Raw genomic sequence first — 22,549 nt, 5'->3', positions numbered from 1 at the left:
CCGGCTCTACTTATACGCGTATTCGACCTCAGTCGTCACTTAGTCCACGGGTTTCGTGGGCGCGATTGCGGCCTGCATTCGCTTCCAGCTTTTGACAAGGAGAAAAAAGATGTCAAAAGGGCACAGCTTACAAGACCCTTACCTCAACGTATTGCGCAAAGAGCGTATCCCGGTTTCTATCTATCTGGTTAACGGCATCAAGCTTCAGGGGCAAATAGAATCTTTCGATCAATTTGTGGTATTGCTGAAAAACACCGTCAGCCAAATGGTGTACAAACACGCCATTTCCACCGTTGTCCCGTCCCGCGCGGTGCGCGTACCGCTGCTGAATCCGGCGGCGCAGCAGGGGGGCGAGGGCGCTGGTGAAGGTGGTGAGCGAGAAACCTTCGGTTAACACCAGCCCTGTTCCAGGCATAGATTCGCGCCTCGGCTCGCCGGGGCGCCCGCAGTTTGATGCCCTGTAATTTGGTGCCGCCTGCTGCGGCCTCAATCAGGGTCCCGGGCCGCTGCCCGGTCCCGCAACAGAGAATATCCATTGTTTTTCGAACGACCGGATTCCGGTGAGCTGGCGGTGCTGGTGCACCTGGAACTGTCCGCCATCGACAGCCCCGATGACCCACGAGAATTTGAAGAGCTGGCGCTTTCCGCCGGCGCAGACCCGGTGACCTTTATCTTCGGCCAGCGCGCCACGCCGGACCCTAAGACCTTCGTTGGCCGCGGCAAGCTGGAGGAGATCCGCCAGGCGGTGCTGGACAACGGCGCCGAGCTGGTGATCTTCGACCACACCCTGTCCCCCAGCCAGGAGCGCAATGTCGAGCGCGAGCTGAAGTGTCGGGTGCTGGACCGCACCGGCCTGATCCTGGATATTTTTGCCCAGCGCGCCCGCACCCATGAGGGTAAGCTGCAGGTAGAGTTGGCGCAGCTGCGCCATATGGCCACACGCCTGGTGCGCGGCTGGACCCACCTGGAGCGACAGAAGGGCGGTATTGGCCTGCGCGGTCCCGGTGAGACCCAGCTGGAAACCGACCGCCGGCTGCTGCGCGCGCGCATCGATTCCATCGAGAAGAAGCTGGAAAAGGTCCGCCGGCAGCGCGAACAGGGCCGCCGCGCCCGCTCCCGCGCCGAAGTCGCCACCGTCTCTCTGGTGGGCTATACCAATGCCGGCAAGTCGACCCTGTTCAACCGCCTCACCGACGCGGATGTCTATGTGCGCGACCAGTTGTTTGCGACGCTGGATCCGACCATGCGCCGGGTTGATCTGCCCAACGTTGGCGCCATGGTACTGGCGGACACGGTGGGCTTCGTATCCCACCTGCCACATAAGCTGGTGGAAGCATTTCGCGCCACGCTGGAGGAGGCGGCCAGCGCGACTCTGCTGCTGCATGTGGTGGATGCCGCTGCAGAAGACCGGCTGCACCTGATGGAAGAAGTGCAGAATGTGCTGGCGGAGATAGATGCGGGGGAACTGCCGCAGTTGCTCGTGTACAACAAGATCGACCTACTGCAGGACTGCGAGCCGCGCATCGAGCGCGATGAACAGGGGGTGCCGCGCGCCGTGTGGCTATCCGCCGTCAGTGGCGCCGGCTGCGAGCTGCTAATCGAGGCCATTGCCGAGCGGCTCGGCGAGCAGATGGTCAGCGGCCTGCTGGTGACAACGCCGCAGCAGTCGCGCCTGCGTGCGCAGCTGTATGAAATCAACGCGGTTCAGTCTGAGAATTATCGCGATAACGGCGACTGCGAACTGCAGTTGCTGTTGCCGCGCAGCGATTTCCAGCGCCTGTTGGCGCCGTATAAAGAGTGTGAAGGCGCGCCCGAGTGGAAGGCTTCAAGCGAGGCTACGCCGGGATAAGTCGCAATAATTTGCCGGAGAAGGGTGCTAGAATCCCGCCGGTACAAAAAGCTAAATGATCAGAGTTGGAGTGTTTCGATGGCCTGGAACGAACCGGGTGGTAATAACAAGGATCCCTGGGGTGGAGGCGGCGGCAAGCGCAATGACGGCCCGCCAGATCTCGACGAACTGCTGCGCAAGTTGCAACAGAAACTGAACGGCCTCTTTGGTGGCGGTTCCGGCAGTGGTGCCAGCGGGGGCGGCCGCTTTCCGTGGTCGCTGGTATTGATCGTTGTGGCCGTCCTCTACGGCTTGCTGGGGTTCTACCAGGTCAATGCCAACGAGTCCGCCGTGGTGCTGCGACTGGGCAAATATCACTCCACCGAGACTTCCGGCCTGCACTGGAATCCGCCGCTGATCGATACCGTCACCAAGGTGAACATGACCGAGGTGCGCACCGAGCGTACCACCGGGCAGATGCTCACCGAGGATGCGAGTATCGTGGACGTGGTGCTGCAGGTGCAGTGGCATATCGACGACGCCGAGTCCTTTGTGCTGCGCGTGCGCGATCCGCTCAAGAGCCTGCAGGAGGCCACCGACAGCGCCCTGCGCCACGTGGTCGGCTCCCTGACGCTGAATGGCGTTATCTCCCAGAACCGGACCCAGGTTTCCGCGGACACCCAGGCGCGCCTGCAGGACTACCTGGACCTCTACCAGACCGGTATCCGCGTCGACGTGGTCAACCTGACCGACGCCAAGGCGCCGCGGGAAGTGCAGGATGCCTTCGACGATGTGGTCCGCGCCCGCGAGGACGAGGTGCGCCTGCAGAACGAGGCCCAGGCCTATGCCAACCAGGTCATTCCGGTAGCGCGCGGCCAGGCACAGCGCATGATCGAGGAAGCGGAGGCCTACAAGTCCCGCGTCGTGGAGAGCGCGCGCGGTGAGGCGGTGCGCTTCGAGAAGCTGCTGGCCGAATACGAGCGCGCGCCCCAGGTAACCCGCGAGCGCCTCTACCTGGATGCGGTGCAGCAGGTGATGGCCAATGCCTCCAAGGTGATGGTGGATGTCGAGGGCGGCAACAACATGATGTACCTGCCGCTGGACAAGCTGGCGCAGCAAAGTGGCAGCCAGGCGGTACAGCGCAAGGATGTGTCGCCGACGGTGGTGGACGAGATCTACCAGCGGGTGCTCGACCGCCTGAGCGCCGAGGCCGCCAACCGGCGCCGCAACCAGAATGTCCGCTGAGGGGTGACGCAATGAACAACAGAACACTGGTAATCATCGCCGCCCTGCTGCTCGCAGTTCTGGCCATCTCCTCCAGCGCCTTCGTGGTCAAGGAGACGGAAAAGGCCGTGCTGCTGCGTTTCGGTGAACTGATCCGCACCGACTACGAGCCGGGGCTCTATTTCAAGATTCCGCTGGTGCACGAGCTGCGCAAGTTCGACGCGCGCATCCAGACCGTGGACTCCAGCCCGGTGCGCATGCTGAACAGCGAAAACAAGTTCATGATGGTGGACTCCTACGCCAAGTACCGCATCTTCGACGTGGGCCGCTTCTATGTCGCCACCCGCGGCGACGAGCGCAATGCGGTGCGCCTGCTGGCGGAACAGATCAACAACCGCCTGCGCAACCAGTTCGGTGTGCGCGACCTGCACGAAGTGGTCAGCGGCCAGCGCGACGAGCTGATGGCGGAGATCACCAAGAACCTGAACAAGTCGGCGCAGACGGACCTGGGGGTGGAAATCGTCGACGTGCGCGTGAAGCGCATCGACCTGCCACCGGAGGTGTCCGAGTCGGTCTTCCAGCGCATGCGCGCCGGCCGTGAGCTGGAGGCCCGCGACCACCGCGCCAAGGGCCAGGAGGCCAGCGAGCGCGTCCGCGCCAACGCCGATCGCCAGAAGATAGTGATCGAGGCCGAGGCCTACCGCCAGTCGGAAGAGCTGCGTGGTGCAGGCGACGCCGAGGCCGCGGCCATCTACGCCTCCGCCTTCAACAAGGACCCGGAGTTCTACCGCTTTACCCGCAGTCTCAAGGCCTACCAGGAGACCTTCCAGAGCAAGTCCGACATGCTGCTGGTGGATCCGGAAAGCGAGTTCTTCCGCTACCTGAAGGATCCCGAGGGCAAGTAACCTGGGAGCGCGGAGCTTTGTCTTGGGGCGCTGAAGGCTCGAGCTCCGCATGCGGGCCGCAGGCCCGCCTCGAAACCAGCCGATACCCCTACCTTCTCGCAAACACTTGATGGTAAAATCACGCAAACCGGGCAGTGCCCGGTTTTTTTGTGAGGGCGCTCCCGCCCGATACACCGCTGACAACACCTTTTTCATCATGACCCAAGCCGATCGCTGGATGCTGCCGGATGGCATCGCGGAAATACTGCCCGCGGACGCCGTGCAGATAGAAACCCTGCGCCGCCGCCTGCTGGACCTGTACCACAGCTGGGGCTACGAGCTGGTGATACCGCCGATGCTGGAGTTCACCGAGTCCCTGCTGATCGGCATGGGGCACGATCTGGACCTCAGTACATTCAAGGTCACCGACCAGCTCTCCGGCCGCACCCTCGGCATTCGCGCCGATATCACCCCACAGACTGCGCGTATCGATGCACACAGCTTCCCCCGCGCCGGCGCCAACCGCCTGTGCTATGCAGGCCATGTGCTGCATACCCGCCCGCGCACCGCCATGGGTTCGCGCGCGCCGATACAGATAGGCGCCGAGCTGTACGGCGTCGAGAGCCTGCAGGCGGATATCGAAGTCATTTCGCTGATGTTAGAGAGTCTGCAGGTTGCCGGTGTCGAGCAGATTCACCTGGATCTCGGTCACGTCGCCATCTACCGCAGTCTCGCCAGCGCAGCGGGGCTGGACGGTGAGCAGCGCCGCGAATTGTTTGCGCTGCTGCAGAGCAAGGCCAGCGCCGATGTGCAGCGCTGGGTGAGTGACAATGTCGCCGACCCGCAGGTGGCGGCCTGGCTGCGCGCCCTGCCGGGCCTCGCCGGCGGTTGCGACTGCCTGGCGCGGGCGCGCGACCTGATGGCCGGCGCGCCGGCAGAACTGCAGGGCGCACTGGCGGACCTGCAGCAGCTGGCCGAATCCCTGGCTCAGCGCTACCCGGCGGTGGCGCTCTTCTTCGATCTCTCCGAAGTGCGCGGCTACGACTACGAAACCGGGCTGGTATTCGCCGCCTATACGCCGGGCCACGGCCAGGCGCTGGCCAACGGCGGCCGCTACAACGGTATCGGCGCCGTATTTGGCCGCAACAGACCCGCCACCGGTTTCAGCAGCGACCTGGTATCCCTGAACACCCTGGGGAGGCCTCCGGAACTGGAGAACAACGCTGTTCTCGCGCCGTTGGCAGAAGGGCCAGATGGAGAGTCCCTGTGGCGCGCCGTGGAAGTGCTGCGTGGCAAGGGTGAGGTTGTCATCTCCGCCCTGCCGGACGGCGCCGAGGGCGAGGTGCAGTCGCGCTGCAACCGTGAGCTGGTACTGGATGGCGGCGACTGGGTGGTGAAGCCGCGCGGCTGATCCTCTTTTTTCAACAGCTAAGATTATTGTGCTCGCGGGCTGGGTTGCGGCCCTTCCCGCGGAAAACCTTGAGTCAGAGATTTACGCAAATGGGCAAGAATGTAGTAGTGCTGGGCACCCAGTGGGGCGATGAAGGCAAGGGCAAGATCGTCGACCTGCTGACGGAAAAGGTATCCCTGGTGGTGCGCTTCCAGGGCGGCCACAACGCCGGCCACACCCTGGTGATCGACGGCGAGAAGACGGTGCTGCACCTGATCCCGTCCGGCATTCTGCGCCCCAGTGTCACCTGCCTGATCGGCAACGGCGTGGTGCTGTCGCCGGAGGCGCTGTTGAAGGAAATGGCCGAGCTGGAAACCAAGAATGTGCCGGTGCGCGAGCGCCTGCGCCTGTCCCCGGCCTGCCCACTGATTCTGCCGGTGCACGTGGCGCTGGACCAGGCGCGGGAGAAGGCCCGCGGCGACAAGGCCATCGGCACCACCGGCCGCGGTATCGGCCCCGCCTACGAGGACAAGGTGGCGCGCCGCGGCCTGCGCCTCGGCGACCTGTGCAACTGGGACAGCTTCTGTGCCCAGCTGAAGGAGCTGTTGGAGTACCACAACTTCGCCCTGACCCAGTACTACAAGGTGGAACCGGTCAACTATGAAGCGGTGGTGGAAGAGGCCAAAATCTGGCGCGACCAGCTGGTGCCGATGATTGCGGATGTGGCCGACCAGCTGCACTGCGCCCGCGAGCGCGGCGACCACATCCTGTTTGAGGGCGCCCAGGGTTCGCTGCTGGATATCGACCACGGCACCTATCCGTTCGTGACTTCGTCCAACACCACCGCCGGCGGCACTGCCACCGGTTCCGGTTTCGGCCCCCTGTACCTCGATTATGTGCTGGGTATCACCAAGGCCTACACGACCCGCGTCGGCGGCGGCCCCTTCCCGACCGAACTGGGCTGTGACGTTGGTCGCCACCTGGGCGAGAAGGGCCACGAGTTCGGCGCCACTACCGGCCGCCAGCGCCGCACCGGCTGGTTCGACGCCGTCGCCGTGCGCCACGCCATCCGCATCAACAGCATCTCCGGCCTGTGCCTGACCAAGCTGGACGTGCTGGACGGCCTGAAAGAAGTGAAAATCTGCGTCGGCTATCGCAACAGTGCCGGCGATGAAGTGCCAGTGCCCTTCGACGCCGCCGGCTGGGAGGGCGTCGAACCTGTCTATGAGACGCTACCAGGCTGGAGTGAAACCACCTTCGGAATTCGCCGCGAAGCCGAGTTGCCAGACAATGCCCGCTCCTATATCGCCCGCATCGAGGAGCTGGTCGGCGCGCCCATCGATATCATCTCCACCGGCCCGGACCGCAACGAGACCATAGTGCGTGAGTCCTCGGCCCTGTGCGAGATGGGTATTCACAGCCCGAGCGTCTGATCGCTGCGGCTTCAAGGGAAACCGGCGCCCCGGGGGACGCCTTTTTCGATTTTGGTATTTCCTTTCTAGCTTCCCGACAGCTGCTCGGCCAGTGTCAGTACCCGGCTGAACGGCTGCTGTGCCAGTCGCCCGAACTGTCGGTGTTTGCGCAGGCGCATTGTGGCCGGGCTGGCCAGGCCGCACAGAAAACGCGTCAGCTGTCGCGGGTGCGCCAGCGCCGGTTGCGCCTCCCCGATCAATTGCTCGATTTCCCGTCTGTCGGCATTGCCAATTCCCGCCGGCGGCGCGCCCGGCAGACTGCGGGGCCGGGACTCGCGGCAGCTGCTGCAGCGGCCGCAGGCTTGCGGTAGTGTCTCGCCGAAATAACCGCACAGCTGTGCCGGCAGGCACCCTGCGCCGGCCGCGTAATCCAGTACCAGCTGCAGGCGCGCCAGATCCTGCTGTTCGCGGCGGGCGAACAGCTGCACCAGTTTCCCGCAGAGGCCGGACAGGTCCGCTGTCTGCAGGCGGCAATAGCCCTGGCGCACGCCCTTGGCGCGGGTCGCGATACAGCCCTGTTCCTCGAGGTATTGCAGCGCCTTCAGGATTCGCGCGCGCGGCTCGCCGATCTGTTCCACGGCCCGCTGCAGGTCGATGGTGAGCCAGCTGCGGCCCATCCTGCCGGCATCGAGGAGCCGTCGCAGGAAGTCCGCCCGCGCCGCGTCGAAGCGCGCGAGTATCTCATTCGCCGGTTGCAGGAACTGTATCTGGTAGCTGGCGTAGAAGGGACCCGTGGCGCGGATTACGCCCTCCAGTTCCAGGTAGCTCAGGGCGGTGCCGACCACCAGCTGGCGGATATCGAACTGGTTGGACAATTCATAGATGGAGACATCGAACGTCTCGCCCTGCTCCAGCAGCTGGCGCAGCAGCGCCTCCAGGTGTTCGTTGATCGGTGTGTCGCCGTAAGTGAAGTTTTCCAGCACGCGCACATCGCCGGCGCAGGCGAAGAGTTCGCAACGGGCAGGTTCACCGTCGCGGCCCGCGCGGCCTATCTCCTGCATATAGTTTTCCAGGGACTTGGGCAGGTTGTAGTGGTACACGGCGCGGATATCGGCCTTGTCGATACCCATGCCGAAGGCGATGGTAGCCACCACCACGGACACCTCTCCTGCCATAAAGGCGTTCTGGATCCGCTCGCGCTCCTCGGGTTTCATGCCAGCGTGATAGGCTGCGGCGCGAATGCCGGCCGCGCCCAACAGCTCGGCGACGGTTTCTGCGGTCTGCTGCAGGGTCACATAGACAATCGCCGGCGAATCCGCAGATGCCAGCAGCCGCTCGGTCAGGCGCGGCAGCTTCTGTGCCTTGAGGCAGGGCGTGACCTCCAGCTGCAGGTTGTCGCGGTAGAATCCTGTCTGCACCCGGGCACTTTCCTCTATCCCGAACTGGCGGCTGATATCCGCGGCCACGGCCGGCGTGGCGGTGGCGGTCAGGGCGAGAATCCGCTCGACATTCAGCTCCCGGGCCAGCTGCGCCAACTTCAGATAGTCCGGGCGGAAATTGTGGCCCCACTCGGAAATGCAGTGGGCCTCGTCCACTGCCATCAGACCGATGCGCAGGCCGCGCAGCAGCTGCAGGAAGCGCTCGTTCTGCAGTCGCTCCGGGGCCACATACAGCAATTTGAGTTCGCCGGCACGCAACTGGCGGTAGATCTCCCGCACCTCGTCACCGCTGCGAGAGGAGTCGAGGCGCGCGGCGGCGATGCCGAGGGATTGGAGCCCTTCCACCTGGTCCTGCATCAGCGCGATCAGCGGCGATATCACCAGGGTCAGGCCGTCAATCAGCAGCGCCGGCAGTTGGTAGCAGAGGCTCTTACCGCCGCCGGTGGGGAAAATGGCCAGGGCCGAGTCGCCGGCCAGCAGCCTGTCGATCACCGCTCGCTGGCCGGGGCGGAAGTCGTGCAGGTGGAAGCGGTTCTGTAGTATCTCCTGTGGATCAGTAGTCATCGGTACTCCTCCCGGTGACATTGTCGGAAAATCGCGAGGCGATATCCGGACGGGCAGTCCCATTCTATCCTTGCGCCGGGACGCCTCTGTCGCGATGATGTGGACTATATTTAATCGATTGGTCACAAACTGCTGCCAAGATATCAGCATAAAGAGTTCGGGGTATCCATGTCATCCACCGCCGCCAGCCGCTACAGTTTCGCCGAAGAAGTCGCCAACAGTATCACCCACGGTATAGGTGCGCTGCTGGCAATCGCCGGCCTGGGCGTACTGTGCGGATTTGCCGCCCTGCGCGGCGATGCCTGGCATATCGTCAGCTCCAGTGTCTACGCGGCCACCCTGATACTCTGCTTTGGCGCCTCCACCCTGTATCACGCCATCAGCCATATCCGCGCCAAGGAGATACTGCGTACCCTGGATCACTCGGCCATCTTCCTGCTGATAGCGGGCACTTACACACCCTTTACCCTGGTGACGCTGCGGGGACCCTGGGGCTGGTGGCTGTTCGGTATCATCTGGGGGCTGGCACTGGCGGGACTGGTTATCCAGTTCACACCGTTGAAAAGGATTCGCGCCCTGTCGATCACCCTGAGTGCACTGATGGGCTGGGTAGTGATCGCGGCCATCAAACCGTTGATGGACAGCCTGGAACCCGGTGGCCTGTGGCTGCTGGTGCTGGGTGGCCTCTGTTATACCGGGGGTATTGCCTTCTACCTGTGGCGCAGCCTGCGCTTCCACCACGCCATCTGGCATCTGTTCGTTCTCGCCGGCGGTGTACTGCATTTCTTCGCCGTGCTTTTCTACGTAATTCCCTGAGCTGTCTAGATCCCTGTCACAGGCGTGTGAATCCGCCTTTCGGATGGCGGATTCCCGTTCTACCCTAGAGCGAGCAAATTGATGTGCGCCGAAGGAATCCCTATGTCCAGCTCCCGCCAACTGAGTAAACTGCCCCCCATTTTTGCCCTGGTTGCCATATGCCTACTTTCACTGCCGCTCAGTGCCCAGGAGGCGGCGGATCCCGGTTTTGAGAAGTGGGTGAAGGATTTCCGCAAGACCGCGCTCAAGAACGGCATCTCCGGCGAGGTCTACGACCGCGCCTTCAAGGGCATCACCTCGCCGGATCAGTGGGTACTGGACAAGGCCAGCTACCAGCCGGAATTCAAGGCGCCGGTGTGGCAGTACTTCGACAACCGGGTGCAGAAGCGCGCCGTAGAACGGGGCAAAAAGGAGAAAGAAAAGCTGCAGCCGTGGCTGGACAAGATAGAACAGCGCTTCGGTGTGAACCCGAACATACTGCTGGCGATCTGGTCCGTGGAGTCGAGTTACGGCGGTATCCTCGACAACCAGAATGTGATGCGCAGTGTGATCCGCTCCCTGGCGACCCTGGCCTACGCGGATCCGCAGCGCAAGAAGTTTGGCCGCCAGCAGTTACTGTCCGCGTTGAAAATCCTGCAGAGCGGCGATATCGACGAGAGTCACCTGACCGGCTCCTGGGCCGGGGCAATGGGGCACACCCAGTTTATTCCCACCAGCTACCAGGCCTACGCGGTGGACATGGACGGCGACGGCAAGCGCGATATCTGGAACTCGATACCGGATGCCCTGGGCACTGCGGCCAGCCTGCTGTCGAACAACGGCTGGCGCAAAGGTGAGACCTGGGGCTACGAGGTCACCATTCCCGATCGCAAGCTGCCCGCCGGCAAGCTGACCATTGGCGAGTGGGAAAAGCTGGGTGTGAAGCGCGCCAACGGCGAGCCCTTTCCGCGCAAGAGCGACAAGGCCGAGCTCAAGCTGCCGGACGGCCGCGGCGGTCCCGCCTTCCTGATGCTGAAGAATTTCTTTGTGATCAAGCGTTACAACAACTCGGATCGCTATGCGACGGCGATAGGCCTGCTCGCCGACCAGATTGGCGGCGCCCCCGGCCTGGTGCACGACTGGAAGCGGCCCTTTACCCGCATCGACAGCGCTCAGGTTGAGGAGCTGCAGAAACTGTTGAAAGACAAGGGCTTCTACAAGGGAGAAATCGACGGCAAGGCCGGCTCAGGCACGCGCAAGGCGATTGAGGCATTTGAGAAGAGCGCCGGTGTCGATGTGCAGGGCTATCCGAGTCTGGAAGTGCTGGAGTTGTTGCAGTCGCAATAGCATTGCCGGGAATTTCAGAAATTCTCATCCGGCAGCAGGCTGTCCTGTAAAAGCTCCAGGCTTTCCGCCACTTCGTGTGGTTCGTGGAAATAGGCGATGTGATACATGGCCTCGCCTTCCTGTACCAGGGGGATATTCTGCCTGCCGATAATGATGCCGTCCGCATTGCACAGCACCCGGTCCAGCTCGTTGCCGTAGGGATCCGCAATGGTGGCCAGCACTTCGCCTTTGAGCACGTGATCACCCAAGTCTTTCTTGTGATTGACGATACCGCTGTCGCTGGCGCGCAGCCAGCCACTGCGCCGCGCCACAAACGGCTCGATACTGTGCTGTCTGCGCCCCTTGGGCAGCATCTGCAGGTGGCGCAGTACATTCAGGACGCCCTTCAAGCCGGCGCGAATACAGAGTTCGTCGAAGCGCAGGGCCTCGCCGGATTCATACAGAAGAATGCGCACACCCAGGTCCGCCGCCGCCTGGCGCAGGGAGCCGTCGCGCAGGGTGGAGTTCAGCAGTACCGGTACGCCAAAGGCCCTGGCCATGGCCAGCGTCTCCCCGTCGTCCAGGTTAGCGCGTATCTGCGGCAGGTTGCTGCGATGTATGGCACCGGTGTGCAGGTCTATGCCGCAATCGCACTTGGAGACTATCTCGTCGAGAAAGACGTGCGCCATACGCGCCGCGAGAGAGCCCTTGGCGGAACCGGGAAACGAGCGATTCAGGTCGCGCCTGTCCGGCAGGTAGCGGGACTGTTCCAGCACACCGTAGACATTGACCACCGGCACTGCAATCAGGGTGCCGCGCAGGGACTTTAGCGCGCGGTTGCGGATCAGGCGGCTGATGATTTCTATACCGTTCAGTTCATCGCCGTGAATGGCTGCGCACACGAAAATGGTGGGCCCTTTCTTTTTGCCGCGTTGCACGTAAACCGGGATTGCCATCTCCGTATCGGTGTAGAGGCGCACGACAGGCAATTCAATGCGCCTGGTCTCGCCGCGCGCCACCGAGACACCGCCAATCACAAAATCTTCTGCCATGCTGGGCCACTTGGGGAAACGGATATCCCGAATTGTAGTCGCAGGATACCGGCGGGTGCGTGCGCCCTCTACTCTGTAGCTTCCGCTGTTTCGGGCGGTTTGAGCGGCACTACAGCGCCTTCACTCTGTTCCGCGAGGGGCAGGCCGGTGTGGGGTGAGAGGGGATCCACACAATTCAGCCAGCATTGCAGCAGTGGGTGCCAGTAACCCCGCCAGCTGTAATAGAGGCCCGTTTCACTGTCGGCAAGCAGATCCCTGCCGCGCCAGGGACCGCAGCTGCCACCGATCACCCGGGGCAGTTTTTCATTTTGCGCCGCAGCGAGCCACAGTACTTCACCCTGCTGGTCGAAGAGCGCGAGCGGTTGCCCGCTGGGGTCCAGCAGGTAGTGCTCTGCCGTTTCATCAATCCATCGACACAGCAGTTGTCGCGAAGCGGGGTGGTACAGGTAGTGCGCCGCGGACTGGGACTTTCCGTTGAGAACCTGCGTTTCTCCCCAGATTCCGAACCCGTACCAACTGGTATTGATACGGCGCCTGCGACTCGACTTTCGGTGGCTGCTCAGTTTGCTCAGGCGTCGACCGAAGGGGTCGTAGCGGAAATGGGTCTTGAAGTCGCCACATTCGGCGCTGCTGAGTAGCCCCCAGCCGTCGTATTGATACAGGTATTCACGCCGGTTCGCGCGCCTTGTTTCGCGAGTAACATTGCCGTGTGGATCCCGGCAAATGTCTTTGTGGGGAAAATCTGGGGCGGTGCGCGGTTCCGTCAGGGAAATGGGGTGGCGGCAATCGAATGCCCATCCAAATTCGCGATCGGTTTCGATAGCCGTGAGTTGCTCGTTGCGATATTGGTAGTGACAGTGCAACTTGCCCTGCATCCAGCTGGCACCCTGTGCCTGGGACTCACCGCGGAAGACGGACTCACCATTGGCATCTAACCCGTACAGCTCGCCGTTGGGCGCCTGGATATAGGCCAGGTCGAGCAGGTCCGAACCTGTACCTCTCAGCCAGCCGCGAGCATCGTAGATATGGTTCAGGGAATTGCTGCCACCGTCCCTGCTGTCGTGGTGCTCGGCCGTGAGCAAATTGCGATGATCGTAGTGAAAACGCACGCTGGCGTGGCCGTTATCGGCCTGCGTCAATCTCTGTTGCGGATCGTAGTGAAATTCGCACTGTTGCCCACTGTTGTTGCGAATCTGTCGCAGTGTGCCCGCTGCTGAATACTCGAGATACCAACGGTTGTCATTGTGGCGATACTTGCGCACCCTGCCGACCGGGTTGTAGTGCCATTCTTTGAGGCCCGTGTGTGTGTCACGGCAACTTGAAAGGCGGCCGTACGGATCGTAGCGCCAGCGGCTGCTGCCGGTATCGCTCTCCACTTCTGTCAGCTGTCCACGGGTGTTGTATTGCAGGTGCCAATTGCGTTGGTCGGCGAAACAGATCTGGCGGACATTGCCGGCCCTGTCTCTGTGCCAGGCCAGGCTGTGGCCGTTGCCGGATTGCAGCGCGCCTGCACGGCCCCGGGCGTCGTACTCCAGTAGATACTGAAAATCGCCGAAGTGGGCCTCCCTCAGTTCCGCCGCGGCTCCGTAGCGCCACTGTCGCCGCGTCTCCCCATCCACGACCAGGGCGACCGGCTGGCACCAGTGGTTGTACTCAAACTTCCAATGGCGGTCGCCGCGCTGGACTGACTGCAACTGCGCCTGACTGTCCCAGTTCAGCTCCACGCGGCCGCCCTCGGGATCGGTGATCTGCAACAGCTGGCCCCGATCACCGTACTGGCACTGCCAAAGGTGTCCCTCTGGGTCGGTAATCTCCACGGCAAGTCCCGAAGCGCCGTAGGCGTATCGCCAGATCTGGTTGCCTAGCGTCTGCACCGCCACAAGTCGTCCGTTATCATCGTAGACATAGCGATCGCTGGTGCCGTTGCAGGTTTGGCGAGTGAGGCGGCCGAGCTCGTCGTGGCGATAGATACTGCGCTGTCCGTCCGCTGACGTAACCTGGCACAGGTTCCCGTAGAGATCGTAGAGGAACTTCCGGTGAATATGCTCCTGCCGCTCGCTGAGCAGTTGTCCAGCGTCGTTGAACTTCCACTCTACGGGCAGCCGGTCGGCGGAACTGAGTGTGCAGAGCTGCTGCGACTTGCGCCAATTCAGCTTTTGAATAAGGCCATTGATCTGCAATTCCCGACAGCGCAGCTGGCTGTCGTACACAAACTTGAAATCGCCGCGGCTGTCGCTGTCGATGGCAGCGAGCAATTGATCCCGATATTGATAGCATTCCCGCTGCAGTCCCATACTGGCCTCTGTGAGCGACTGCGCATCGTATTGATAGGCACACAGGTACTCGCACTCGCCGGGCGCATGGCAGTCAACCAGCTTTTCTATATGCCCTTCGCGGCATTGGAACTCAAACAGGCGTCCCCAGGAACAGACCATTTTTCTGGGCAGCCCATCCTGATAGTCGATGGTGAGGGCGTTGCCGAACTGATCGCGAATCTCGACCAATGGCAGGGCGCTGTTGACGCCGTCCGAGCGGAAGATGCGATTCGGCCTGTCAAAGGCCGTAATCCTGTAGCTGTGCAGGCTCTGCCGGTGCAACAGCAGGCGTTCGAAGCGGTTGTAGCAGCTGTGGCCTATCGGCGGCAGCGAAAACTCGATGATACGGCCTTCGGCCGAATGGAACTGCGCCTTGCCATCCTCAATCTGCAGTTCTTCGCTGAGGCTGTGGCGCCAGCCAATTCCCAGGCCGCAATCCCGAGTATTGCTGTGCCGGAAGTAGCGCTGCCAGCGAAATTCGAAGGGGCCGGGGATGCTGATGTCATCGCGCTGAAAAGCCACTTCACCATTACTGGCGATGACATGCTCCGATACCTTTTGACAGTTTTCCAGCGCCGGTATGGGGCATCCCTGCGGATCTGTTCCGGGTGAGGTGACCAGATGGATGGGACCGGCGTCGTCGATACAGAGCTGGGGGAGGCGCGGTGCCCGGGCGAGGCTGTAATGATTGGCGGCAAACTGCGGCAGCCGCGGCCACAGGCTGCCGAGTGGCGAGATCGCGTCCGCCGGGATACCGGACTGATCGTTCAGCCAGTGGCAGACAGACGCCGGGTCCCGCGATGGAAAATCGAGGCGGGGCGGCTGTAGTGTGTCGAGGAGTTGCGGGATATAGTCGGCCAGACGTTCCGGTGTCATAGAGGCGTACTCGCAATTCTGTATTAGCGCTGTTCCTTGCGCACGGTCACATCTTCCCGCTGCGGCCGCAGTGTGATGCTACTTTCACTGTCCGTCGTCAGGGTTTCGACCTGGCTGGCGAACTCTAAGATCCCAGCACTGATATTGTCCCGCCCGCCGAATCGGTTTGCGTCGTCGATAAAGCGGTATACGCACTCGAGTGCGGGCCTGTGGGTGGCGAGTACCCGCTCTATGGCGTGGTCATCGAGATACTCGGTGAGGCCGTCGCTGCACAGCAGGAGCAGTGCATTTTCGGTGAGCTTCCAGCTGTTGATGTCCGGTTCTACCTGCTCGGAGACACCCAACGCGCGGGTGATGTGGTTGCGCACACTGGACTCCTGTGCCTGCTCTGACGTGAGCTGGCCGCTGTCGATCATCTCCTGCACCACACTATGGTCCCGCGTCAGGCGTTGCATGCCGTAGTTATTCCACAGGTAGGCACGTGAGTCGCCTAGATGGGCCACGATCAGGTAATCGTGCCAGATCACTGCGACTACCAGCGTAGTACCCATTTGTGACAGCTGGGCGTGGGCACCCTTGGCCGAAAGAATTTCGCGGTTGGCAATATTGATCGCGTCCAATAGCACGGCGCGCAACATCAGCTGCTGCTGGTCCGGAGAACAGGAAAGAAAAGTGTGCTCGAGCAGGCCATCCAGATATTTTTTCAGGGTGTCAGCGGCGATATTGCTCGCGGTGGCACCGCCGCTGTATCCGCCCATGCCATCGGCGACAACGATATAGGCAAAAGGGTGGTCGGGGGCGGCAAACCACCGAATGCTGTCTTCATTTTCTTCCCGGACCTGACCGATATCTGTCCTTCCGTTGACTGCCAGCCTGATGGACTCCATGTCGGTTGCGACTCCTTTTTCTAATCCCATCGCCACTAATCGATTTTTATCTGCTATCTACTGCAGTCGAAATTGGCGAGTAATGTTAACGCGTCGACACAGGGCGTTTGAAATTTTTTTCTTTGTTTTGCGATAATGTCCGCCCTGTAAATGGATACTGCCAAGCAGTACCAGCGTGCAACAAAAGGATTTGTTGGCAAGATGCCCCGTCTCCCCAGGCTCAATCTGATAGATATACCCCAGCACATCGTACAGGTGGGCCACAACAACCTGCCGTGTTTTTTTGATGAGGAAGATTATCAGTTCTACCTGATCAGCCTGCGCAATGCCGCTGATCAGTATCGCGTAGACATCCATGCCTATGTACTGCTGCCCAACATGGTGCAGATAATCGCCATGCCCAGGGTGCCGGATGGGGTGTCGTCGATGATGCAGTCCCTGGGGCGGCGCTATGTGCAGTATGTGAACCACCGCTACAAACGTTCCGGTACCCTGTGGAGAGGGCGCTACAAATCCAGCCTGATCGACTCGGACGCCTACCTGCTCACCTGTTATCGCTATGTGGAGCTGCGGCCGCTTTACCTGGGGCTGGCCGAATCTCTGGGAGACTATGCCTGGTCCAGCTTTAATCACCACGCCAACAATATCGCGAGCCCCGTCATTACCGACCATCGCTTGTATATGGCATTGGGGGAGACGGCGCGGGAGCGTGCCCAGGAGTACCGGAAGCTGTTCCGCTACAGCTTTGATCGCCGTTTGCTGGAGTATATTGCCGAGACCATCAAGCTTGGGCATGTACTGGGTGGGGATGTCTTCAAGGATAAAATAGAACAGATCGCCAATCAGCGGGTGAGGCCCCTTAAGCGCGGTCGTCCGCCAAAGTCAAAAAAAATCGATCAAGGAGTTGCCGGTGGCAATGAGGCTGGCGGTTCGAGAAAAAGCCAGGATAAAGATCAAGGTGTACCGGTAACTGGTACAGAAAAACTGAAAACTGCCGAAATGGCAGCGATGGAGAGCTGAGTGTGAACCGAGCCACAATAAATTCGGGTGCGCCCATCGCATTCGGTGACCGGGAGGGGCATATACCGCAGCCTTCCGACGAGCAATTAAAGGTCGCGATACTGGGGGACTTCAGTGGTCGCGCCAGTCGCAGGCAGTGCGAGCCGGAAACCCTGTCCGGGCGCAGGGCCTATTCCCTGAGTAAGGATGGCTTCGAGTCATTGTTCGAGAAATTGGGCGTGCGCCTGCAGTTGCCGACGCAGGAGGAACCCCTGTCCCTGCTGGAGTTTGACGACCTGCATCCGGATTACCTGTACAGTCGCCTGCCGCTGTTCAAGCGGTTTATTGAGCTGGAGAGACAGCTGTTAAATCCGCGTGAATTCTCCCGCGCCGCCGAGGAAATCCGCCAGTGGGATCCCGGGCTGCGCGAAGCCGGCTCCAAGCCTGCGCTCGGCGGCGCATCCATGTTGGATGCGATCCTGTCCGGCGAGGGCCTGCGGGAGTTCCAGGGCGGCGAGCAGTCGCAGATAGATCGCCTCATCAAGGATATTGTCGCCCCCTATGTACAGGAAAGGCCGGACCACCGCCAGGACGACTACCTGCAGGCGCTCTCGGAGGCGGTGTCGGAAGCGATGCGAAAAATCATGCACAACAGCGACTTCCGTCAGGTAGAGGCCAGCTGGAGAGGCCTGCACCTGTTGCTGAGACGTATCGACGATCACCCTAATCTGCAACTGTTCCTGATCGATGTCAGCAAGGAGGAGTTGCTGGCGGACTTCGCCCAGGCCGAAAGCGACCTGGAGCAGTCACAGTTGTTCAAGTGCCTGGTGGAGCGGGAGACCGCCGCGGGAAGCCGGCCCTTCAATATGGTGATCGGGGACTTCTTTATTGCCGATGAGGAGCGGGACCTGCACCTGTTGATCGACCTGGCAACCATCGCTGAAGCCGCCGGCAGCACACTGATCCTCGGCGCCGATCCCAGACTGGCCGGGTGTCCGGGGCTGTCGGGATCGGTGGACCCGGACGATTGGCACTATCCGCTGTCAAATGAGTTTGCACAAGGCTGGCAGGCGGTGCGCGACTATTCCGCCAGCGCCCATGTGGCACTGGCGGGGCCCAGATTTATGTTGCGCCTGCCCTATGGCGCCGATTCAGCAACGACCGAGCGCTTCAATTTTGAAGAGCTGACACACGAGCACGGCCACGGCTACTACCTGTGGGGGAACTCCGCCTACCTGCTGGCACTGTCAATATGTCAGCAGTTTTCGCAGAGTGGGCGGTTGGCCCCAGTGTCTTCGGCCCGCTATGAAGACTTGCCGTTGCACCTGCGCAAACTACCGCAGGGCCACTGGATGACGCCCTGTGCCGAGGCGCTGCTGACCGACAGGGCCGCGGCGAAGTTCGACAGTGCCGGCATCAGTACCCTGCGCTCGGTCCAGGACAGGGACCAGATTATTTTGCCGAGATTGCGTTCCCTGGCCGGCGGTGAGTTGCGTGGCCCCTGGAGCCGGTAATAGCCAGGTTCGGACGATCAATTTCCGGCAGGACTATTTCGCTAGTAAAAATTGCGTTTAAGTTTGCTGCGCTATGTCGCATTGTGACCAGCAACAGACATTTTTTGATAAATGATGGCACCATGCAGCGATTGAATAACCGGCAAAAGGTAAAGATTGCAATTCGAGGCCCGGTTTGAAAGTGTGTCGGCTACTGTCGCAGGAGCGGCTGGTGATTTGTTCAAATATTTTTAATTAACAAAAGTGCGAGCCAGAGTTAAATGGATCTAATTCTATCCGTGTTGGCAGATCCGCAGGGTGCCAACATGCTGAAGCACACCAAACTGTTTACCGCGGCAGGTGGAAGTCTGGGGCGCGCGGATGGTAATGACTGGGTGCTACCGGATCCGGAGCGGGTGGTCTCCTCCAGGCATGCCCAGATCACCTTCAGTGACAGCCAGTATTTTCTTGTAGACAACAGCACCAATGGTACCTACCACAATCAGGGCGACAATCCCGTTGGCAAGGGCAACCAGGTTGCACTGAGCGACGGCGACATTATCTCTGTCGGGGACTACCAGCTCAAAGTCACGCTGCGTCGGCCGCAGCCTGCCAGCGGCTTGCCGCAGGGACTGGGCGAAGCCGATTTTCTCGATGGTTCCGACCGCACTACGTTCAGTGCTGCCGCCGCGGCCAAAATGCAGAACCAGGCGGAGGCGCAACAGCTGGACAGCTGGCTGGAACCGGGTGCCAAGGCGAGCGCCTCCCTCTCTGGCGAGTGGGGGTATGTTGCCGGAGGCACCCAACCACCTCCCTCCGCCGATAACCCGCTGGCGATGGGGAGTGAACAGACCGACCCCCTGGCCGCCTTCGATTCCGCTGTAAAATCCCAGGCTGGCGGCGGTGGATTGCTGGGCGATTTTGGCGGAGAGGCGGCAACAGGAAGCCAGTGGTCCGACGACGACTGGTGGAAAGACGGCAGCGAACAGGATCACGCCCCTGCCGACAGTCATTCCATGCAGTTTACCGCGCAGCAACCGGAAAGCGTCGTCGCCGAGCCGGCCCCGGTGCCCCCGCCAGAGCCCGCCGCTACTGCCTTCTCCCCCCCCGTGCCGCCCAGTCCGCCGGTGCAGCAGCAACCGGTGGTAGCGCCGCCCGCGGCCGACAACCCGTTTGCCGCTTCGCTGGCAGCCATGCAGGGTCAGCAGGTAGCGGGTGCGCCCGGCTTCGAAACCGGCAGCGCCGCTGCTACAGGCGGTTTTTCCGGTGCGTCCCAGCAGTTTGCGCCGCTGAATCAACAGCCGCACGGCGAAATTCCGCAACAGCCTGTTCCGCCGGCCCCGCCACAGGCCCCGCCGGTTCCACAGGCTCCGATGCCTCCACAGACTCCGCCACCTCCGCAGGCTCCACCGCCACCACAGGCGTCAGCGCAAACGCCCGTCGCTTCCGCGCTGGCTGCGTCGCTCGGTTTGAGTCCGGACCCTGCACTGCAGAGCCAGTTGGAGCAGCAGGCGGCGGCAATAGTCCGCGAGACGGTCGCCCGCCTGATCGACCTGTTGCGCGCGCGAAGCAGTATCAAGAACGAGCTGCGGGTGCAGCGCACAATGATCCAGACGGAAGCCAACAACCCGCTGAAGTTCAGCGCCACTGCAGATGACGCAATGGCGGCAATGTTTGCCGGCAATGGTGCCTTTATGGATCCGCAGCAGGCGGTTGCGGACAGTTTCGATGATCTGTCAGACCACCAGGTGGCAGTGCTGGCGGGCATGCGGGCCGGCTATGACGCCATGCTCAGGTATTTTAACCCGGACAACATCGAGCGGCGCACAAACAGCTCAGGCGGTGTATTTGTCAATAAAAGTGCCAAGAACTGGGAGGCGTTCAGCGACGTGTACCGGGAATTGCTGAAAGATCCCGATGCCTGTTATCGACGCCTGTTTGGCGACGAATTTGCCAGTACCTATGAACATCAGCTGTCTGAGCTGAAAAATGCCAGGCACTTAAAAAATTAACAAATTTACTGAACACAAGGAGCCTGTCGTGCCCATACAATCAACTCTCCGGCTGCTGATGATCGGCGCCCTGGTGCTGACGGTGGCGGCCTGCCAGACCACGCGCCGCACACTGAATTTTGACACCAGCGTCGAACTGGCTGTCGACATACAAAATGACGTCAACCCGGACAATGATGGCCGCGCGTCACCGGTGGTGGTGCGCGTGTTTATGCTGGCGGACGACCGGCAGTTTTCCCGCGAAGATTTTCTGAATCTCTATGAGAATGCCGAATCCAGGCTCGGCAAGGACCTGATTGATACCGTCATCCTGAAAGAGTTTGCGCCGGGTGAGCAGCGCGTCGAGGAGCTGGGGCTGTCGCCGGAGGTGAAATATATCGGCCTGTTGGCAGAGTTTGTCCAGTACCAGCGGGCCGATGCACTGATGCTATTGCCGATAACCGACCACACGAAGAATGAATACCGGGTGACACTGGCCGATACCCGCATCGGCTCGCCGGAAGCCATCGCCAGGAACAATCGCACTTCGACACCGACGCTGTCGTCCAGAAAACGTTCGTCGCGTGAAAGGGATGACACTGTGACGATTTCCAGCGAGGAGTATGAACGCATGCAAGAGCGCCTGCGGCAGGCCGAGGAAGCCCGTAAATCTGCCGACACCATTGTCCGTTAACAGACCAGAAACGACATTTACAGCTGTGTTGAGGAATAACCATGTCGGCAAATAATAAAGTGATCTGGAGCGAGGGCATGTTCCTGCGCCCCCAGCATTTCCAGCAGCAGGATCGCTATCTGGAACAGCTGGTGGAGGCTCGCACCGGATCGCTCGGCGCCTACACCTGGGGCATTGTCGAGCTGGCCATCGACAGTGAACCGTTGTCCATGGGCAAGATATCGGTCTCCCGGGTGAGTGCAATTTTCCCCGACGGCACACCGATACTCGCACCGGAAAATGAACACCTGCCAGAGGTGCTGGAAGTCCCGGTCAATACCCGCGACGAGGTGGTGTACTTGTGTATCCCGATGAAGAGACCGGGCAGCCAGGAATCGGTACGCGATCAGGAAGACTTTCCCCAGGCGCGCTACCAGACCAGTAATTTTGATGCGCGCAACAGCGCGGCATCATCCGGTGAGTCCGCGCGTATACAAGTGGGCAAGCTGCGCGTCTGCCTGAAGCTGGAGAGCGACGACCTGAGTGGCTATGCGGCCATTGGTATAGCGAGGATACGCGAACGCCAGCCGGAAAAACCGGTGGAACTCGATTCCGATTACATAGCCCCGCTGTTGAATGCCGAGGCGTCGTCGGTCATCAAAGCTTATATCGAGGAAATAAAAGGCCTGCTGGATCACCGCGGCTCCGCCCTCGGTCATCGCCTGAGCGACAGCGGCAGGAGCGGCTCTGCGGAGATCGCCGACTATCTGTTGTTGCAGGTCATCAACCGCTTCGAGCCCCTGTTGCGCCAGCTGACCGCGCAGCCGCGCCTGCACCCGCACAACCTGTTCCTGGAATTACTGCAACTTGCCGGGGAACTGTCGACATTTACCGCTCCCAACAAGCGGCCGCCGGAAATTCCGAACTACGCCCACGAGAATCTTCAGCAGAGCTATGCCGGCCTGTTTTCTGCGCTGCGGCAGTCGTTGTCGACGGTGCTGGAACAGACGGCGATTGCGATGGAGCTGGTGCAGAGAAAGTTCGGCATTTTTGTTGCACCTGTTACCGACCCCTCGCTGGTCAAGACCGCCAGTTTCATCATGGCGGCAAAGGCGGATATGCCCGGCGATCTGTTGCGCAGCCGTTTTCCGGGCCAGGCCAAGGTGGCGCCGGTCGAAGCCATTCGCGAACTGATCTCCGCGCAGCTCCCGGGCCTGGTCTTGCGCCCGCTGCCAGTGGCGCCGCGCCAGATTCCCTACCATGCCGGCTTTACCTATTTCGAGGTGGAGCGCAGCGGCGAACTGTGGCAGGCCATGCAAAGGTCCGGCGGCTTTGCCGTGCACCTGGGCGCTGAGTTTCCCGGCCTGAGCATGGAGCTCTGGGCAATAAGGAACAATTGAC

General features: G+C 61.2%; 17 protein-coding genes. 13 read left to right on the top strand and 4 right to left on the bottom strand.

The window, feature by feature from the left end; genetic code table 11:
* Positions 1–109: 109 nt before the first annotated feature.
* The 6 genes from hfq to IG627_RS03670 all read left to right on the top strand — a co-directional run bounded on the left by hfq (position 110) and on the right by IG627_RS03670 (position 6,759).
* Positions 110–394 carry an RNA chaperone Hfq gene (hfq, locus tag IG627_RS03695; RefSeq protein ID WP_193190083.1) on the top strand — a complete coding sequence of 95 codons (285 nt, stop codon included), beginning with the start codon at positions 110–112 and terminating at the stop codon, positions 392–394.
* Between the two features lie 141 nt (positions 395–535).
* Positions 536–1,849 carry a ribosome rescue GTPase HflX gene (gene hflX, locus IG627_RS03690; protein WP_193190081.1) on the top strand — a complete coding sequence of 438 codons (1,314 nt, stop codon included), beginning with the start codon at positions 536–538 and terminating at the stop codon, positions 1,847–1,849.
* A gap of 78 nt (positions 1,850–1,927) precedes the next feature.
* Complete coding sequence (gene hflK / locus IG627_RS03685; RefSeq protein WP_193190079.1) at positions 1,928–3,073, top strand: FtsH protease activity modulator HflK; 1,146 nt, start codon at positions 1,928–1,930, stop codon at positions 3,071–3,073.
* A gap of 11 nt (positions 3,074–3,084) precedes the next feature.
* Positions 3,085–3,957 (top strand): protease modulator HflC, encoded by an 873-nt coding sequence (gene hflC, locus IG627_RS03680; RefSeq protein WP_193190076.1) that lies wholly within the window; start codon positions 3,085–3,087, stop codon positions 3,955–3,957.
* 196 nt (positions 3,958–4,153) lie between these two features.
* Positions 4,154–5,347: an ATP phosphoribosyltransferase regulatory subunit gene (locus IG627_RS03675; protein WP_193190074.1), complete on the top strand. Its 1,194-nt coding sequence runs from the start codon at positions 4,154–4,156 to the stop codon at positions 5,345–5,347.
* 89 nt (positions 5,348–5,436) lie between these two features.
* Entirely contained in the window at positions 5,437–6,759 is a 1,323-nt protein-coding gene (locus IG627_RS03670) for an adenylosuccinate synthase (protein WP_193190072.1), read from the top strand.
* A 65-nt stretch (positions 6,760–6,824) separates the two neighbouring features.
* Here IG627_RS03670 and IG627_RS03665 read toward each other — a convergent pair whose 3' ends face one another.
* Positions 6,825–8,741: a RecQ family ATP-dependent DNA helicase gene (locus tag IG627_RS03665; RefSeq protein WP_193190070.1), complete on the bottom strand. Its 1,917-nt coding sequence runs from the start codon at positions 8,739–8,741 to the stop codon at positions 6,825–6,827.
* A 168-nt stretch (positions 8,742–8,909) separates the two neighbouring features.
* Here IG627_RS03665 and trhA point away from each other — a divergent pair, with 168 nt between their 5' ends.
* Entirely contained in the window at positions 8,910–9,557 is a 648-nt protein-coding gene (gene trhA / locus IG627_RS03660; RefSeq protein WP_193190069.1) for a PAQR family membrane homeostasis protein TrhA, read from the top strand.
* A 102-nt stretch (positions 9,558–9,659) separates the two neighbouring features.
* A complete protein-coding gene (locus tag IG627_RS03655) occupies positions 9,660–10,883 on the top strand; it encodes a lytic murein transglycosylase (RefSeq protein WP_193190067.1) in 1,224 nt (407 codons plus the stop codon).
* Between the two features lie 14 nt (positions 10,884–10,897).
* Here IG627_RS03655 and IG627_RS03650 read toward each other — a convergent pair whose 3' ends face one another.
* From IG627_RS03650 to IG627_RS03640, 3 genes are all read right to left on the bottom strand, one after another.
* Positions 10,898–11,914, bottom strand: coding sequence for a succinylglutamate desuccinylase/aspartoacylase family protein (locus IG627_RS03650; RefSeq protein ID WP_193190065.1), 1,017 nt, complete (start codon positions 11,912–11,914; stop codon positions 10,898–10,900).
* 68 nt (positions 11,915–11,982) lie between these two features.
* Positions 11,983–15,105 (bottom strand): DUF6531 domain-containing protein, encoded by a 3,123-nt coding sequence (locus IG627_RS03645; RefSeq protein WP_193190063.1) that lies wholly within the window; start codon positions 15,103–15,105, stop codon positions 11,983–11,985.
* 23 nt (positions 15,106–15,128) lie between these two features.
* Positions 15,129–15,992 carry a Stp1/IreP family PP2C-type Ser/Thr phosphatase gene (locus tag IG627_RS03640; protein WP_193190062.1) on the bottom strand — a complete coding sequence of 288 codons (864 nt, stop codon included), beginning with the start codon at positions 15,990–15,992 and terminating at the stop codon, positions 15,129–15,131.
* A 150-nt stretch (positions 15,993–16,142) separates the two neighbouring features.
* On the opposite strand from IG627_RS03640, the gene IG627_RS03635 reads away from it, so the two are divergent.
* The 5 genes from IG627_RS03635 (at position 16,143) to tssK (ending at position 22,548) form a co-directional block, all read left to right on the top strand.
* Positions 16,143–17,012 (top strand): transposase, encoded by an 870-nt coding sequence (locus tag IG627_RS03635; protein WP_226864678.1) that lies wholly within the window; start codon positions 16,143–16,145, stop codon positions 17,010–17,012.
* A gap of 2 nt (positions 17,013–17,014) precedes the next feature.
* Positions 17,015–18,505: a type VI secretion system contractile sheath domain-containing protein gene (locus IG627_RS03630; RefSeq protein WP_193190060.1), complete on the top strand. Its 1,491-nt coding sequence runs from the start codon at positions 17,015–17,017 to the stop codon at positions 18,503–18,505.
* Positions 18,506–18,765: 260 nt separating this feature from the next.
* Positions 18,766–20,496: a type VI secretion system-associated FHA domain protein TagH gene (tagH, locus tag IG627_RS03625; RefSeq protein WP_193190057.1), complete on the top strand. Its 1,731-nt coding sequence runs from the start codon at positions 18,766–18,768 to the stop codon at positions 20,494–20,496.
* 28 nt (positions 20,497–20,524) lie between these two features.
* Positions 20,525–21,169, top strand: coding sequence for a type VI secretion system lipoprotein TssJ (gene tssJ / locus IG627_RS03620; protein ID WP_319024492.1), 645 nt, complete (start codon positions 20,525–20,527; stop codon positions 21,167–21,169).
* 41 nt (positions 21,170–21,210) lie between these two features.
* Positions 21,211–22,548 carry a type VI secretion system baseplate subunit TssK gene (gene tssK, locus IG627_RS03615; RefSeq protein ID WP_193190055.1) on the top strand — a complete coding sequence of 446 codons (1,338 nt, stop codon included), beginning with the start codon at positions 21,211–21,213 and terminating at the stop codon, positions 22,546–22,548.
* Position 22,549 lies beyond the last annotated feature (1 nt).

It is taken from the genome of Microbulbifer taiwanensis, from assembly GCF_014904815.1.
In the GTDB taxonomy this organism is placed as follows: Bacteria; Pseudomonadota; Gammaproteobacteria; order Pseudomonadales; family Cellvibrionaceae; genus Microbulbifer; species Microbulbifer taiwanensis.
The sequence above is the reverse complement of the archived record's forward strand: the minus strand, read 5'-3'. Positions and strand labels throughout refer to the sequence as shown.